The 15,224-nt window shown below is 40.0% G+C and carries 14 protein-coding genes; 3 read left to right on the top strand and 11 right to left on the bottom strand.

The features are described 5' to 3' along the window. Window positions 1–16: 16 nt before the first annotated feature. Genes HW120_RS01300 through surE form a run of 4 tightly spaced genes read right to left on the bottom strand, consistent with a single transcriptional unit; the run spans window position 17 to window position 2,922 of the window. A complete protein-coding gene (locus HW120_RS01300) occupies window positions 17–679 on the bottom strand; it encodes a C40 family peptidase (protein ID WP_177730083.1) in 663 nt (220 codons plus the stop codon). A 44-nt stretch (window positions 680–723) separates the two neighbouring features. Then, complete coding sequence (gene lpxB / locus HW120_RS01295) at window positions 724–1,836, bottom strand: lipid-A-disaccharide synthase (RefSeq protein ID WP_177730082.1); 1,113 nt, start codon at window positions 1,834–1,836, stop codon at window positions 724–726. A 23-nt stretch (window positions 1,837–1,859) separates the two neighbouring features. Then, window positions 1,860–2,135: a hypothetical protein gene (locus HW120_RS01290; protein ID WP_246297018.1), complete on the bottom strand. Its 276-nt coding sequence runs from the start codon at window positions 2,133–2,135 to the stop codon at window positions 1,860–1,862. 10 nt (window positions 2,136–2,145) lie between these two features. Further along, window positions 2,146–2,922, bottom strand: coding sequence for a 5'/3'-nucleotidase SurE (gene surE, locus HW120_RS01285; protein ID WP_177730081.1), 777 nt, complete (start codon window positions 2,920–2,922; stop codon window positions 2,146–2,148). A 186-nt stretch (window positions 2,923–3,108) separates the two neighbouring features. Here surE and HW120_RS01280 point away from each other — a divergent pair, with 186 nt between their 5' ends. Both HW120_RS01280 and HW120_RS01275 read left to right on the top strand, forming a co-directional pair. Beyond that, a complete protein-coding gene (locus HW120_RS01280) occupies window positions 3,109–5,322 on the top strand; it encodes a carboxy terminal-processing peptidase (RefSeq protein ID WP_177730080.1) in 2,214 nt (737 codons plus the stop codon). Further along, on the top strand, window positions 5,322–6,431 hold the full coding sequence (locus tag HW120_RS01275; protein WP_177730079.1) for an ABC transporter permease: 1,110 nt from the start codon (window positions 5,322–5,324) through the stop codon (window positions 6,429–6,431). The genes HW120_RS01280 and HW120_RS01275 overlap by 1 nt, the downstream gene beginning before the upstream one ends. A 41-nt stretch (window positions 6,432–6,472) precedes the next feature. Here the strand turns inward: HW120_RS01275 and HW120_RS01270 are convergent, their stop codons facing one another. Further along, entirely contained in the window at window positions 6,473–6,991 is a 519-nt protein-coding gene (locus tag HW120_RS01270; protein WP_177730078.1) for a hypothetical protein, read from the bottom strand. A gap of 92 nt (window positions 6,992–7,083) precedes the next feature. Here HW120_RS01270 and HW120_RS01265 point away from each other — a divergent pair, with 92 nt between their 5' ends. After that, window positions 7,084–7,902: a DNA/RNA non-specific endonuclease gene (locus tag HW120_RS01265; RefSeq protein ID WP_177730077.1), complete on the top strand. Its 819-nt coding sequence runs from the start codon at window positions 7,084–7,086 to the stop codon at window positions 7,900–7,902. On the opposite strand, the gene rodA is transcribed toward HW120_RS01265, so the two are convergent. The 6 genes from rodA to purH are packed head-to-tail and all read right to left on the bottom strand — an operon-like array spanning window position 7,903 to window position 14,964. After that, entirely contained in the window at window positions 7,903–9,159 is a 1,257-nt protein-coding gene (gene rodA / locus HW120_RS01260) for a rod shape-determining protein RodA (RefSeq protein ID WP_177730076.1), read from the bottom strand. Beyond that, complete coding sequence (gene mrdA / locus HW120_RS01255) at window positions 9,159–11,021, bottom strand: penicillin-binding protein 2 (RefSeq protein ID WP_177730075.1); 1,863 nt, start codon at window positions 11,019–11,021, stop codon at window positions 9,159–9,161. The genes rodA and mrdA overlap by 1 nt, the downstream gene beginning before the upstream one ends. Beyond that, window positions 11,018–11,524 carry a rod shape-determining protein MreD gene (locus tag HW120_RS01250; RefSeq protein ID WP_177730074.1) on the bottom strand — a complete coding sequence of 169 codons (507 nt, stop codon included), beginning with the start codon at window positions 11,522–11,524 and terminating at the stop codon, window positions 11,018–11,020. Before HW120_RS01250 ends, mrdA begins: the two co-directional genes overlap by 4 nt. After that, a complete protein-coding gene (gene mreC / locus HW120_RS01245) occupies window positions 11,517–12,344 on the bottom strand; it encodes a rod shape-determining protein MreC (RefSeq protein ID WP_177730073.1) in 828 nt (275 codons plus the stop codon). Before mreC ends, HW120_RS01250 begins: the two co-directional genes overlap by 8 nt. A gap of 11 nt (window positions 12,345–12,355) precedes the next feature. Beyond that, entirely contained in the window at window positions 12,356–13,384 is a 1,029-nt protein-coding gene (locus HW120_RS01240; protein ID WP_177730072.1) for a rod shape-determining protein, read from the bottom strand. Window positions 13,385–13,437: 53 nt separating this feature from the next. Continuing rightward, window positions 13,438–14,964: a bifunctional phosphoribosylaminoimidazolecarboxamide formyltransferase/IMP cyclohydrolase gene (purH, locus tag HW120_RS01235; RefSeq protein WP_177730071.1), complete on the bottom strand. Its 1,527-nt coding sequence runs from the start codon at window positions 14,962–14,964 to the stop codon at window positions 13,438–13,440. Window positions 14,965–15,224 lie beyond the last annotated feature (260 nt).

Genomic DNA, 15,224 nt, shown 5'->3' with positions numbered 1-15,224 from the left:
GTATATGAAAATTATTTTAGTTCACCATTCGGTTGGCCTGTACAAAAGAACGCTCATAATAAGGCTCTTTTGTGGAAGAAATAATAACACCGCTGGAGGTAGAAGAGTGGATAAATTTAATTTCATCTTCCATAACTTCCACAACAAGTCCTACATGGTTGATAATGCGCTTACCGTTGGTTCTGAAAAATACCAGGTCACCGCGTTTAATGTCTTTGAATTCCAGTCGTTCTCCCACTTTTGCCATATCGTTGGAACTGCGGGGCAGCGATAGATCAAAAGAACTGAATACAGCAGTTACCAGTCCGGAACAATCCATTCCTTCACGGGTCGTTCCGCCACCGCGATAGCGAACACCCAGGTAGTCCATAGCGGTATTGGTTAACTGTTCTGCAATATAGCTGTCGCTTCCGTCACTTACAATAATATCGTTTTCCGGTTCGTCTTTTTCAACCAGTTTACGTTTTTTACGATCGGTTTTCCGGGATTCTTCTTCCGCTTTTTTATCAGCTTTAGAAGATTTTGAGGAGGAAGCTATAGTTTTTGATCTTTCTTTCTGAGTGTAGGAATAGAGTCCTTTTTTTTCGGCTTCTTTTTTAGAAGTAATAATTGTTGGTGCTGTAGATTTACAGGAAACCACTAAAAATAATAAAAAGAATACTTGTATAACCTTTCTCATGATCAATCGCTTTTGAACAAAAATAGGGAAATATTTTCGCCGGCTTATGTTAAATTATTTATAATTAACTGTGCTGTTTTCTCGCTCGCGCCTTCGCCACCAAGCTTTTCTTCCAGTAAATCATATTCTTTCAACAGCTTAGCGCGGTGATTCTGTTCTAATAATTTAGAGAGTTCCTGTTTGATTTTTTTAGGATTGCAATCGCCCTGAATCAATTCGGTAACCACTTCTTTATCCATGATCAGGTTTACAAGCGAAATGTATTTTAAGGTAATGATACGCTTGGCAATCTGGTAGGAAATCCAGTTCCCTTTATATAAAACAACTTCGGGAACCTTAAATAAGGCAGTTTCCAGTGTTGCCGTACCGGAAGTAACCAGGGCGGCATGTGCCACGCTTAACAGATCGTAGGTTTTATTGGAAATAAAGTGTACCCTTTTGTTGGTCAGGAATTGCTGGTAAAAAGAAAAATCCTGACTTGGTGCCCCGGCGATCACAAACTGGTATTCGGGAAAATCATCCACTACAGAAAGCATTTCCGAAAGCATTTTGGAAATTTCCTGCTTTCTGCTTCCGGGCAGCAGGGCAATAATCGGTTTTTCATCCAGATCGTTTTCCTGTCGGAATCGTGCCGTATCGGTTTTTTCGCGATAGTGAATCGCGTCGATCAGCGGGTGGCCTACAAAAGCTACCGGGAAATGGTGTTTCTTTTCGTAAAAATCTTTTTCAAAAGGCAGGATAACATACATTTTATCCACATCCCGCTTGATGGCATTGATACGGTTTTCTTTCCACGCCCAGATTTGCGGGGAAATATAATAATGGGTTTTCATGCCCAGCTCTTTTGCCCATTTTGCAATGCGCATGTTAAAACCGGGATAGTCAATGAATATCAGCACGTCCGGCTGAAAAGCCAGTATGTCGGCTTTGCATATTTTAATATTGTTAAGGATCGTTTTAAGATTCATAACCACTTCCGCAAATCCCATAAAAGCAAGGTCGCGATAATGTTTAACTAAAGTGCCTCCGGTTTTTTGCATCAGATCGCCACCCCAAAAACGTATTTCGGCATTCGGGTCGTGTTGGTAAAGGCGCTTCATTAAGTTCGAACCATGAAGGTCGCCTGATGCTTCTCCGGCTATAATGTAATATTTCATCGCTTGTTGATTTCTGTGTACTGTTATAGGATAACGGTTAATATTGCTAAAACGATAGTGGCCAGGATAACGCCACGTGCCATTTCTTCCTTGCGGAATTTTAATAATAAAAAGAACGAGATCAGGTTGAAAACAGCGCCAAGGGTAATGACCTTTCCGGATAAGTTTTGCTGACGGATAAATTTCAGACCCTGAATGGTGTGAATGTCTGTAAACAATAACAGGAACAGGCAGGAGCCAAGGCCTGCGGCAAGTATTCCGATTATAAATCCTATTATTAAATCTTTTGTACGCATCATCGTTTTAATCTTAATTGTTCAGATTCCAGGTGTTCAGCTGCTGGATGGCATGGTGTGCGGTAAGGTCGAACTGAACCGGCACAACGGAAATATAACCATTGGCCAAAGCCCACTCGTCTGTATCTTCTCCTTTATCCTGGTTGACAAACTCACCGGTAAGCCAGTAATACTCTTTTCCCTGCGGATTTGTTCTTTTGTCAAAACGCTCTTCCCACATGGCTTTTGCCTGACGGCATATTTTGATTCCCTTGATTTCCTGAGCAGGAAGTTTCGGTAAATTCACATTCAGAATAACGCTGTCCGGCAGGCCTTTTTCCAGAACCTCCAGGGTGATTTTTTTGACAAATTCCTTTGCCGGCTCAAAATCGGCATTCCAGCTAAAATCCAGTAAAGAGAAACCAATGGCGGGAATCCCTTCAATACCGGCTTCTACAGCGGCACTCATGGTTCCGGAATAAATAATATTGATAGAAGAATTAGAACCGTGGTTGATGCCCGATACGCATAAATCCGGTTTGCGCTTCAGGATTTCATGAACGGCAATTTTAACACAGTCTACCGGAGTTCCGGAGCAGCTGTATTCGGTATCCAGATCGGCATCAATGGTAACTTTCTCTACATGCAGCGTATTGTTGATGGTGATAGCGTGTCCCATAGCCGATTGCGGACTGTCCGGAGCGACTACCACAACTTCCCCGATTTCTTTCATTACACTAATCAGTGCTCTGATTCCCGGTGCCACAATACTGTCGTCATTTGTAACCAATATTAAAGGTTTCTTACTCATTTTGGGGGTATTTTTTTAGTTTCGCTAAAGTAAGCAATTTCTAAATTTGTCCTGGTACAATTTTTGATTTTTAAAGTTTTGGAATATCTGTGATAATTCCGTAATGAAAAGAAACCTTTAACAAAAAATTATCCGTATATTAAGAGAGTAACATCCTTTTTTATGTAATTTAGTTGAAAAATAGTAATGAATACTTTTTGGCAATTTATGAAGAGAAATTATAAGATTGTATTGGTGATAACCGCTTTGTCAGCAATACTTTGGAGTTTTATGCCTAACAAAAAAGCAGATCCTGAAAAAGACAAGCTTTTGCTGGAACTGTTGACATTTGTTTTAGAAAAAGGGCATTATGATCCTGTGGCGATGGATGACGCATTTTCAAAAAGTGTTTATAAAGAATATATTTCTGCCTTAGATCCTTCGAAACGATTCTTTATTCAGTCGGATCTGGATGAGTTTTCCAAATATGAAACGCAGATCGATGACATGATCAAAAATAAAGATCTGACCTTTTTTGATCTGACTTACCAACGTTTGATGGAACGTATGGCGGAATCAAAAAAAATCTATAAAGATGTACTGGACAAACCATTTGATTTCAATACAAATGAGGAAATCAGCGTGGATTATGACAAACAGCCGTTTTCTAAAAACAAATCGGAACTGAGAACCCGTTGGGAAAAACAGTTAAAACTGAATGTCTTGTCTTCGGTTACCGACAAGCTGAAATTACAGGAAAAAGAGAAAGAAGGTACAGCAGATAAAAAAGGAGCGGAAGGAACTAAAAAAGCTGCTGATTCCAAACCAAAAACAGTTGAAGAATTAGAGAAAAGTTCCCGTGAAACGACTTTAAAATCGTTAGACGAATATTTCGGATTCATTCAGGAATTAGACCGTGAAGACTGGTTCTCTGTTTATCTGAATGCTATTGTAGAGCGTTTTGACCCGCATACTTTCTACTTTGCTCCGGATGATAAAGAGAAATTCGATATCAGCATCAGCGGAAGCCTGGAAGGAATCGGAGCCCGTTTACAAAAGAAAAACGATTTCACCGAAATTACAGAACTGATCCCTGGCGGACCAGCCTGGAGAGGAAAACAACTGGAGCAGGGTGACCTGATCATGAAAGTAGCGCAGGGAAATGACGAACCGGTTGATGTGGTTGGAATGCGTCTGGACGATGTGGTGAAAAAAATTAAAGGTAAAAAAGGAACGGAAGTTCGTTTAACCGTTAAAAAAGTGGACGGAACTATTAAAGTGATTCCGATTGTCCGTGAAGTGGTTGAAATTGAAGAAACATACGCAAAATCGTCTTTAGTTAAAAAAGGGGATGCGACTTACGGCGTAATTTATTTGCCGAAATTCTATATTGATTTTGAAAATAAAGATAAAAGAGATGCCTTTAAAGATGTAGCACAGGAAATCGAACGATTGAAAAAACAGAATGTTCAGGGAATCGTAATGGACTTGCGTGATAACGGCGGTGGTTCTTTGCAAACCGTTGTGGACATGGTAGGGTTGTTTATCGATCAGGGACCGGTGGTACAGATCAAATCGGCTAACGGTAAAAAAGAAGTACTGTACAACAAACAGTCAAAAGTACACTGGGATGGTCCGCTTGTGGTAATGGTGAATAACTTCTCGGCTTCGGCATCAGAGATCTTTGCAGCAGCTATCCAGGATTATAAAAGAGGTGTAATCATCGGAAGTAAACATACTTATGGTAAAGGAACCGTTCAGAATGTAATCGACCTGAATCAGTTTATCCGAAGCAATCCTTATGGTGATTTAGGTGCCTTAAAAACGACTACTCAGAAATTCTACAGAGTAAACGGTGGTTCTACACAGCGTGAAGGGGTGTTGAGTGATATCGTGATGCCGGATCGTTATTCTTATATCGATATGGGCGAACGTGATATTGACAATGCAATGCCTTGGGACAAAATTGATCCGGCAAATTACCAACCGGTAAAAGGACTTGATTTTTCAGGAACTATTGCCAAAAGTAAAGAGCGAATGGCAGATAACGAGCAGTTTAAACTGATCGATGAAAATGCGAAATGGATCAGCTCCCGTAAGGATATGAATGTGTACAGTCTGAATTTCAAAAAATTCAAGGCAGAAGAATCGGCAGTGGAAGCGACCGCTAAAAAATTCAAAGCTTTGGCAGATTATAAAAACAGTCTGACCTTTACATCATTGCCATACGAAATGGAATTGTTCAAAAACGACACCTTGTTAGCTCAGAAAAGACAGCGTTGGCACGAGAGTTTAAATAACGATGTGTATGTTGATGAAGCCTTGAATATCTTGACGGATATGAAAAGCATGAATGCCAATGTGAAAGGAACGATAACGTTAAAAGACAAAAAAAATAAAATTGTTGATAAAGTAAATTAATGAGTTTATCGAATCAATCTCTTACAGCTTTAGCGCTCCGGAAGTTTAGAAAAAACTTCTGGGGCGTTTTCAGTTTTGTGTTTATTGCAATATTAATCTTTGTAGCCGTGTCCGGCTATTTTATTGCTCCGGATAATTCCAAATATGCCAACTGGGGTGATTTGGCAATACGTTCCAAAGAACCCGGTTTTAAAGTAACCATACTCCATATTCCGCTGGAAACACAGCCGGAAAGCCATTGGTGTGATTACTTTACAGGACATCCGGATTATTTTACCAAAAAACCGGTTAACGCTTATAGAATAGCAAACGATTCCCTGTATTTTGACGAATACTCGGAAGACAAGAATATCGTTATCACCGATAAAATTCCGCTTTCCGCTTTCGGGAAAGAAAAGGATCCGGAAATGCTGAAGACAAAATACATAGTGGAGAAAACCTTTCTTTTGGGAACGGACAACCAGGGGCGGGACTTACTGAGCCGCCTGGTCATTGGTTCGAGAGTTTCAATTGCGATTGGTTTTGTCGCGGTACTGATTTCTCTGATTGTGGGGATTTTCTTTGGTGCCATTGCCGGTTATTATGGCGGTAAGGTCGATGCGTTTGTCATGTGGCTTATTAACGTGATCTGGTCTATTCCTACCTTGCTGCTGGTTATTGCGATAACACTGGCTTTAGGAAAAGGTTTCTGGCAGGTATTTGTAGCGGTCGGATTAACGATGTGGGTAGAAGTGGCCCGTGTGGTCAGAGGGCAGGTTATGAGTATCCGGGAAATGCAGTATGTAACGGCAGCCCGGGCATTGGGTTATAAAAACAGCCGTATCATTTTCAACCATATTTTACCCAACAGTATGGCGCCGGTAATTGTAATTTCGGCAGCTAATTTTGCTTCGGCCATATTGGTGGAAAGCGGACTGAGCTTTTTAGGACTGGGCGCACAGGTTCCGGTTCCGAGCTGGGGTTCCATGATTAAGGATAACTATAATTATATCATATTGGGAAAGCCGTATCTGGCGATTATCCCGGGAGTAGCGATGCTGCTGCTGGTATTGGCCTTTATGATGATAGGTAATGCGCTCCGGGATGCCCTGGATGTAAAAGCATCATAAATAGCAATAATAAAAAAGCCATCGTGAAGATGGCTTTTTTATTAGGAATTAGGATTCAGGTTTTTTAATGCTAATTGCGCTTCCTGTAATTCTATTTTTCGTTCTTTATTTTTATTGGCAAGCTTTAAAAGCTTCTTTTTCCATTTGATGTCGTCTTCATCAGTAAGCTTGTTGCGGTCTTTCAGATTTCGGTATTTTTCATTTTGTTTGTCCAAATCTTTCTGACTGCTCTGAACCCTGTCGGTTGCTTTATGCACATTCTTTTGTGCTTTTTCAAGATTGGCATGTGCTTTTTCGGCTTTCTTTAATTCTTTAGCCAATCTTTTTTGTTCCTTTTCGGCTATTTTTCGCTGTTTTTCGGCTTCCTTAAGTGCCAGCGCTTTTTCATTGTCGAGCTTTTCTTTTTCAATACGCTCTTTTTCTTCTTTGATTCTTTTTAATTCGTCCTGTGTTTCTTTAATATGTGTTTCAGCATTGGTTGTTGTTTCTTTAGCGATTTCCTGTCCAAAACTAAATTGTGTTGCCATAATCAACACAGCCAACATTAATTTCATTCTCATAAATTATACTTTTTTGAATTGTAAAATGCGTTATAACTATTTGCTATCTTTACAAATGTAACAAAAATTATACCATATACTGATTAATTGCGATGAAGAGTATTGTAATCCCGATAAAACTGGCTCTCCTGATTTTTTTGCTGCATTCGTGCCGTCAAAACACTGAAAATACAGTGGTAATCAGTAATGAACACCCGAAAGAGAGTATTGTATCGCCGGTAAGTCCGGTTCTGAAAAATGGGTTCGATTATTATCCGACCTCTACTACCGGTGTGGTTATTACCCACAACAGTTATACGTTTTCGTATGCCGAAGATTATGAGCAATCGGAGTGGGTAGCCTATACGCTAACGAAAAACGACTTTTCAAACAGGGATTACAAACGACCTTTTTTTATTGAAGATAATGCGGTAAAAACGGGTTCTGCCAGTTGGAAAAACTATAAAAATTCCGGTTATGATAAAGGACATTTGTGTCCGGCGGGCGATCGGAAAAAGGATTATGAAATGTATCAGGAAACATTTTTAACGTCCAATATTTCGCCCCAGCGGCATGATTTTAACGATGGTGTCTGGAACAGGTTGGAGCAGAAAGTACGCTACTGGGCTACAAAATACGACGGACTTTATGTTGTGACCGGCGGTGTATTGTCGGATAACCTGAAGACTATCGGGAAGGAGCAGGTAGCGGTTCCGAATTATTTCTACAAGGTTTTAATGACTAAAAAAGGCGATAAGATGATCGGTTTCCTGGTGCCGCATGAAGCCAGCGAGAAACCGCTTTACGAATTTGTTGTGGATGTGGATACCATCGAAAAATTAACCGGCATTGACTTCTTTCCGCAATTACCGGATGCCGTAGAAAACAAATTCGAAAAATCGAGTGATTATAAAGGATGGAGTTTTAATTAACTACCATTCGTTTACCTTATTCGCATCCATTTTCAGGAAGATAAACAGTAAAATCGTAAAGGCCCACAAGCTGGAACCACCGTACGAGAAAAAGGGCAGTGGTACTCCAATGGTCGGGAACATTTTAATTAGCATCGAAATGTTTACAAAGAAGTGGGTAAACAGGAAAGTGGCCACACAATACCCGTAGACACGGCTAAACTTTGTTTTCTGATGTTCGGCCAAATAGATGATCCGCAGGAATAGCGTCACGAATAACGCGATAACAACTGCAGCTCCGGCAAATCCCCATTCTTCACCAACAGTGGTAAAAATATAATCCGTATGCTGTTCGGGAACGAAACCGCCTTTTGTCTGTGTTCCTTCCAGGTAGCCTTTTCCGATCCAGCTTCCGGAACCAATCGCAATCATGGACTGGTTAAGGTTGTATCCTTCTTTCTGCATGTTGACATCTTTACCCAAAAGTACATTGATCCTGTCTTTCTGGTGCGATTCCAGTACATTTTCATATACATAGTCCACTGAGAATACAAAACCGGTAATCAGTACGAAAATGATACCGTACACGAGCGGATTCCGGTTAATTCGCCGGTTAAAGATATAGTGTATAATCATGATCATCAGCGCCAGGATTACAATGAAAACAGGCTTGATAATCAAGGCAAGGACAAAGAGTATAATCGCGATAAATCCGGTCCATAAATACCAGCTTGGCAAACCTTCTCGGTAAAGTACGAATACCAGTGAGATAAAAATCATGGCACTACCGGCATCGGGCTGGAGCATGATCAGGATAACCGGAAAGCCAAAAACGGCCAGTGCAAGTACCTGATGGCTGAATTGTTTGATGTTTATCTGGGTGTCGCTCAGTAGTTTGGCGAGTAGTAAGGCTGCTGCGGTTTTCACAAATTCCGAGGGCTGGAAACCGAAACCGCCAAACTGATACCAGTTGGTCTGCCCTTTAATGGTTTTACCAAAGGCGAAGAGTCCTAATAACAATACGATACCGAGGGCGTAAAAGACGACGGCATATTTCTCGAAAATCTTGGCATCCACAGATAGTATTGTGAAGATCAACGGAATTGCCAGAAGAATGAACAGCATCTGTTTTCCGTAAATCTGACTCAGGTCAAATATGGACGTTTGTTCCAATGGTAACGAAGCAGAATAGATATTCATCCATCCCATGGCAACTAATACAATATAAATAAGTATTGTAATCCAATCGATATTACTCGCTACACTTTGGTTCTTCATTATTTGTTGTTAATTGTAAAAGGTAATCCGCTGGTAACCTTGTCATATTCGTGCTGTAAGCTTCCTTCCAGCATTCTTTTTTCTAAATCTGTTCGGGTAATGGTACCTTTGAGGTATTTTTCAATCATTAAGCTGGAAATAGGTCCTGCCCAACGCGCACCCCAATATCCGTTTTCGACCAATACCGCAATAGCGATCTTAGGATCGTTTCTGGGCGCAAAAGCAACGAACACGGAGTGGTCAGTAAGCTGAACACGTTTTCCGTTAATCTTGGTAAAGTTTTCGGCAGTACCGGTTTTACCGCAAATTTCAATGCCGTCTACGCGCAGGCTTCTTGCCGTTCCCATATTGTACACGTCAAAAAGACCGTCAATAACCGGACGGAAATATTGTTTGTCAATAGTGGTAACGTGTTTGGTCGTGAATTTTTTATCGATCTTATGCTTTTCAATCTTTTTAATTACGTGAGGAGTGTAATAATACCCTTCATTCGCAATGGTAGCCATCATGCTGGCTAACTGAATAGGTGTCATGGTAACCTCACCCTGACCGATAGAATTGGAAATAATGGTTGTTCCTTTCCATCCGCCGTTTGGATACCAGCGATCATAATACCTTGATGTCGGAATATGTCCTTTTCTTCCCGGAGGTAAGTCGTAGCCCATAAAGTTACCCAATCCGAAACTTTTCAGATGGCCGCTCCAGGCGTCAACTCCAAATCTCGGTTTGCTGTATTTTTCGATCGTTCTTTTGTAAACATTGGCAAAATAGGCATTACAGGATTTGTAAATACCGTTGTGAAGCTGGATGTTTCCGCCCGGGCAGTGGCATTTCATAAAAGCACCTCTACCATAAGAAAACCCGTGATGACAAACAAATGAGGTGTTTTCATCGATCACTTCTTCCTGTAAACCGATCAATCCGGTAAGTATTTTAAACGGTGATCCGGGAGGATACTCGGCTAGTAAACCCCTGTCATATAACGGTTTTGCGATAGAATCGTTAAACAGCATGGTGTAGTTTTTTGAACGCTCGCGACCCACTAAGATAGCCGGGTCATAGGACGGGGCGGTTACCAGTGCCAGAATCTCACCGCTTTTCGGATCGATAGCCACGATACCGCCTCTTTTGTTAACCATTAAGGATTCGCCGTATTTCTGAAGCTCGGCATCAATGGTTAGTGTAATGTCTTCTCCCTGTATGGCGATCGTATCATAGATACCGTCTTTATAAGGACCGATATCCCTGTTGAAACGGTCACGCTGGATGTATTTTACCCCTTTGGTTCCTCTCAGGATGTCTTCATACATTTGTTCGACACCCTGCATACCAATCAGGTCCCCGCTTTTATAGTACGGGTGTTTTTTGATAATGTTGTCGTTAACCTGAGTAATGTAACCAAAAATATTGGCACCAACATTTACCTGGTAATCCCTTAGCGAACGCTTTAAAATTTCAAAACCGGAGAACTTTCTGATTTTTTCCTGAAAAGCCGCATATTCCATCTTATTCAGCTGTGCGATGAACACAGAAGGAAGCATTGGACTGTACACGCGGGCTTTCTGTATTTTTTTAATGAATTCTTCTTTTGTGATGTTTAACAGGTTGCAGAATTCAAGAGTATCAATATTTTTAACGTCTTTTGGGGTAACCATAATGTCATAAGACGGCTGGTTAGCAACCAAAAGCTGTCCTTTACGGTCGTAGATATAACCGCGTTCCGGATATTCATATTTAATTTTAATCGCATTGTTATCCGATTTCTGAATATACGAATCATCTAAAATTTGCAAATAGAAAAGCCTTGCCATTATCAGCAGTGCTGAAATAACAATCAAACCAGGTAATAAAAGTTTTCTCATCGTTTGCTAGGCTTAATTAAATAAATAATTATGATGCAAAGTAGTAAAGTAAATATTGTGCTTAGTAAAGTTCGTAATAAAATATCCCAAATAAAATTAAAACGGAATATTTCTAATAAATAGAGTACCAAATGGTGGGTTACCACCGCTATTAGTATAAATGAGAAACGCTCGGGGGAGAGCTTATCGGTTATTTTGACGGTTTGGTATTCGTAACTCACTCCAAATGAAAACCGGAAGAAAGCCGGTCTGAAATAAGCCAGTGTAACGCAGGCTGCCGCATGTACGCCTCCCGAATTGGAAAACATATCCATGATAAGACCCAGGAAGAAACTGGCCATCAGTAATCCTGCTTTATTTCCGTTAACCGGATATAAAATTATAAAAAGGATATACGGATAGGGATTGATAAAACCCAGAAAATTGATGTTGTTAAAAATAACAACCTGTATGGCAAGTAGCATTACAAACCGTAAGCTATTTGTAATAAACGTGCTATTCATTTTTTGTTTCTTCTTCTAGTTTCTGGATTTCTGCTCTTTTCAAATTTTCAATTACATACACATGACCTAAGTTTGTCATGTCGTTGAATAACCGAACATTAAGGGTGTAATAATTGGTCGCCTTATCGATATATACTTTGTCAATCGTTCCGATAGGGATGTTTTCCGGGAAAATTTCCGAACGCCCACCGGTTACGATGGTGTCTCCTTTTCTAACGGAAGCCAGTCGGGGTACATCGATTAACTGTGCAAAACCAACATTACGTCCGTTCCAGATCAGGGAACCGAAATGGTTGGACTTTTTGATTTTCGCATTGATCTGCGATTTGACGTTTAAAACACTTTGTACAGTCGAATAACTGGACGATGTCTTTTCGATAATCCCGACAACACCTAAGCTGTTCACAACGCCCATATCGGCTTTTAAACCGTCTTTTTCACCGCCCAATAACGTCAGGTAGTTTTCTTTACTGTTAAAAGTGTTGTTGATTACTTTGGCATTATATACTTTAATATTCTCCAGGCCGGACGGTTTCGGCATCGAAACGTTAGTGCCCAAAGAATCCACTCCGTTGTAAAGCAGTTTTTTCAGTTCTGCATTTTCGAAAGCCAACTGGTTGTTTTGCTCGCGAAGATTCAGGTATTCTTTTACATTATTGATTTTTTCGTAAACAAAACCGGTAAATGTATTTGCCGAACTGATATAACGGCTTCTGTGATATGAGTGCGATTGTATCGTTAAAGATAAAGAAATGCCCAAAAGCAGCAAAAACAGTAACTTGTTACTGTTTTTTAATATAAAGTTAAAAATTTGCTGCATGAATTATTTCTTTATTTGATAAGTATCCCTTTAAATTTCTGAATGTTTTTTAATGCCATTCCGGTTCCTCTAACTACAGCCCGCAATGGATCTTCAGCGATGTAAACCGGTAAATCAGTTTTTTGTGAAATTCGTTTATCAAGTCCTCTTAGCATCGATCCTCCACCGGCAAGATAAATTCCGGTATTGTAGATATCTGCTGCTAATTCCGGAGGTGTCTGCGATAAGGTTTCCATAACGGCATCCTCGATACGCTGAATGGATTTATCCAAAGCTTTTGCGATTTCACGATACGATACATCCACCTGTTTCGGTTTTCCTGTTAACAGGTCACGTCCCTGTACAGACATGTCATCCGGCGGCGTATCCAGATCTTCTGTCGCAGCTCCGATAGCAATTTTAATTTTTTCAGCCGTGCTTTCTCCAACGAAAAGGTTGTGCTGGGTTCTCATATAGTATACAATATCGTTCGTGAAAACGTCACCGGCAATTTTAACCGATTTGTCACATACAATACCGCCCAAAGCAATAACTGCAATTTCTGTTGTTCCACCACCGATGTCTACAATCATGTTTCCTTTCGGTTGCATAATGTCTACACCAATACCGATAGCCGCAGCCATAGGCTCATGGATAAGATATACTTCTTTCCCGTTTACTCTTTCGCAGGATTCTTTTACCGCACGCATTTCCACTTCGGTAATACCGGAAGGGATACAAACCACCATTCGCAAAGCCGGTGTGAACATTCTCTTTTTAAGCGCAGGAATACTTTTAATGAACAAACTGATCATTTTTTCCGACGCATCAAAATCAGCAATTACACCATCCTTTAAAGGACGTATGGTTTTAATGTTTTCATGAGTTTTACCCTGCATCTGGTTTGCTTCTTTACCAACGGCAATAATTTTCCCAGAAACACGATCACGAGCAACTATAGATGGACTATCAACGACAACTTTGTCATTGTGGATTATAAGGGTATTTGCGGTACCAAGGTCAATCGCAATATCCTCAGTCATGAAATCAAAAAATCCCATACAAAAAAGGGTTTAATATATTTATAAATAATTAGCCTACAAAAATAATAAAATTAATGTTTAAAATGACGAACACCCGTAAATACCATTGCAACTTTATTTTCATTGCAATAGTTAATGCTTAATTCGTCTTTAATAGAGCCACCAGGTTGAATTACAGCTGTAATACCAGCATTTTTTGCTAACTCAACACAATCCGGGAACGGGAAAAAAGCATCGCTTGCCATAACCGCTCCGTTTAGATCAAAATGAAATGAATTGGCTTTTTCTACTGCCTGGCGTAACGCATCAACACGTGATGTCTGACCGGTTCCGGAAGCACACAATTGTTTGTTTTTAGCAAAAACAATAGTGTTGGATTTAGTATGCTTACAAATTTTAGAAGCAAATAGTAAATCGTCAATTTCTTGCGCTGTAGGTGCTGTAAAGGTAACGGTTTTTAAGTGCTCTTTATTGTCTGTAATGTTATCTTTATCCTGAATTAACATTCCGTTAAGACATGTTCTTACCTGTTTTGTAGGTAATTCCACCTCATTCTGAATCAGGATGATTCTATTCTTCTTTTCTTCTAAAATCGCAATTGCTTTTTCGTCATAAGCCGGAGCAATTACCACTTCACAAAACAGCTTGTTGATTTCTTCGGCAGCCGCTTCGTCAATTTTTCCGTTGGCGATTAAAACACCTCCGAAAGCAGAAGTCGGATCACCGGCTAAAGCATCCAGGTAAGCTTCTTTCATCGTGTTTCGGGTAGCAATACCGCAAGCGTTGTTGTGTTTTAAAATGGCAAATGTAGGATTGTCATTTTTAAACTCGTTCATCAGGTTTACAGCAGCATCAACATCCAACAGGTTGTTGTAAGAAAGTTCTTTACCGTGTACTTTGGTGAACATTTTATCGAATTCGCCAAAGAAATATCCTTTCTGGTGCGGGTTTTCGCCATAACGTAAAACCTGACCGTCTGTAATACTTGCTTTATAGATGGTTTCGTCTGTGTTGAAATAATTAAAGATCGCTCCGTCGTAATGCGATGATACATGGAAAGCTTTAGTGGCTAACAAACGTCTGTTTTCAAGAGTGGTAGCACCGTTTCCAATAGTGATCATTTCTAAAAATAAAGCATACTCGTTAACGGAAGGAACAATAACAGTATCCTTGAAGTTTTTTGCTGCTGCACGGATTAAGGAAATTCCGCCGATATCGATTTTTTCAATGATATCCGCTTCACCGGCTCCGGAAGCAACCGTTTTTTCAAAAGGATATAAATCTACAATTACCAAATCAATTTGAGGGATTTTGTATTCCTCCATCTGCTGCACGTCACCTTCGTGATCCTGACGGTTTAAAATTCCGCCAAAGATTTTTGGGTGAAGCGTTTTTACACGTCCGCCTAAAATAGAAGGATAAGAAGTAACATCTTCTACAGGAACTACAGGAATACCCAGGTTTTTGATAAAATCTTCGGTTCCGCCCGTTGAATAAATGGTTACGTTATGGTCGTGTAATTTTCTAACGATAGGTTCTAATCCGTCTTTATCAAATACTGAAATTAAAGCAGATTGAATGGTTTTTGTAGTGTTCATTGTGTTGTTGTGTTTTTAAAGGTGCAAAAGTAGTTATTGTTACTTTAACATTCAAGATAATAGGGGTTAGATTTTGATGTTTTTTTATTTTTTTTCATTGTTTTCGTTACGATTAACAGCTTTATTTAGAGTGCTACTTTAGGCTTTGGAGTTTACTTGTGCCGCTGCCGGTAAAAGTGTGATTTTCGTTCTGTTAATGCCTGTGGATATTTGTCTTGTTTTTCTGTAACATTTCCGGTGTTTTAGGTACTAATTGTTTA

This window comes from Flavobacterium inviolabile (assembly GCF_013389455.1).
Classification (GTDB): Bacteria; Bacteroidota; Bacteroidia; order Flavobacteriales; family Flavobacteriaceae; genus Flavobacterium; species Flavobacterium inviolabile.
This window is presented reverse-complemented; position numbering and strand designations above follow the sequence as displayed.

Bases quoted from the DNA above. Each gene is read 5' to 3' on its own strand.
- HW120_RS01250 (WP_177730074.1), bottom strand. From the start codon at position 11,524: ATGAATAGCACGTTTATTACAAATAGCTTACGGTTTGTAATGCTACTT.
- HW120_RS01275 (WP_177730079.1), top strand. From the start codon at position 5,322: ATGAGTTTATCGAATCAATCTCTTACAGCTTTAGCGCTCCGGAAGTTT.
- HW120_RS01270 (WP_177730078.1), bottom strand. From the start codon at position 6,991: ATGAGAATGAAATTAATGTTGGCTGTGTTGATTATGGCAACACAATTT.
- HW120_RS01265 (WP_177730077.1), top strand. From the start codon at position 7,084: ATGAAGAGTATTGTAATCCCGATAAAACTGGCTCTCCTGATTTTTTTG.
- surE (WP_177730081.1), bottom strand. From the start codon at position 2,922: ATGAGTAAGAAACCTTTAATATTGGTTACAAATGACGACAGTATTGTG.
- HW120_RS01240 (WP_177730072.1), bottom strand. From the start codon at position 13,384: ATGGGATTTTTTGATTTCATGACTGAGGATATTGCGATTGACCTTGGT.
- HW120_RS01280 (WP_177730080.1), top strand. From the start codon at position 3,109: ATGAATACTTTTTGGCAATTTATGAAGAGAAATTATAAGATTGTATTG.
- HW120_RS01290 (WP_246297018.1), bottom strand. From the start codon at position 2,135: ATGATGCGTACAAAAGATTTAATAATAGGATTTATAATCGGAATACTT.
- purH (WP_177730071.1), bottom strand. From the start codon at position 14,964: ATGAACACTACAAAAACCATTCAATCTGCTTTAATTTCAGTATTTGAT.
- HW120_RS01300 (WP_177730083.1), bottom strand. From the start codon at position 679: ATGAGAAAGGTTATACAAGTATTCTTTTTATTATTTTTAGTGGTTTCC.
- lpxB (WP_177730082.1), bottom strand. From the start codon at position 1,836: ATGAAATATTACATTATAGCCGGAGAAGCATCAGGCGACCTTCATGGT.
- rodA (WP_177730076.1), bottom strand. From the start codon at position 9,159: ATGAAGAACCAAAGTGTAGCGAGTAATATCGATTGGATTACAATACTT.
- mrdA (WP_177730075.1), bottom strand. From the start codon at position 11,021: ATGAGAAAACTTTTATTACCTGGTTTGATTGTTATTTCAGCACTGCTG.
- mreC (WP_177730073.1), bottom strand. From the start codon at position 12,344: ATGCAGCAAATTTTTAACTTTATATTAAAAAACAGTAACAAGTTACTG.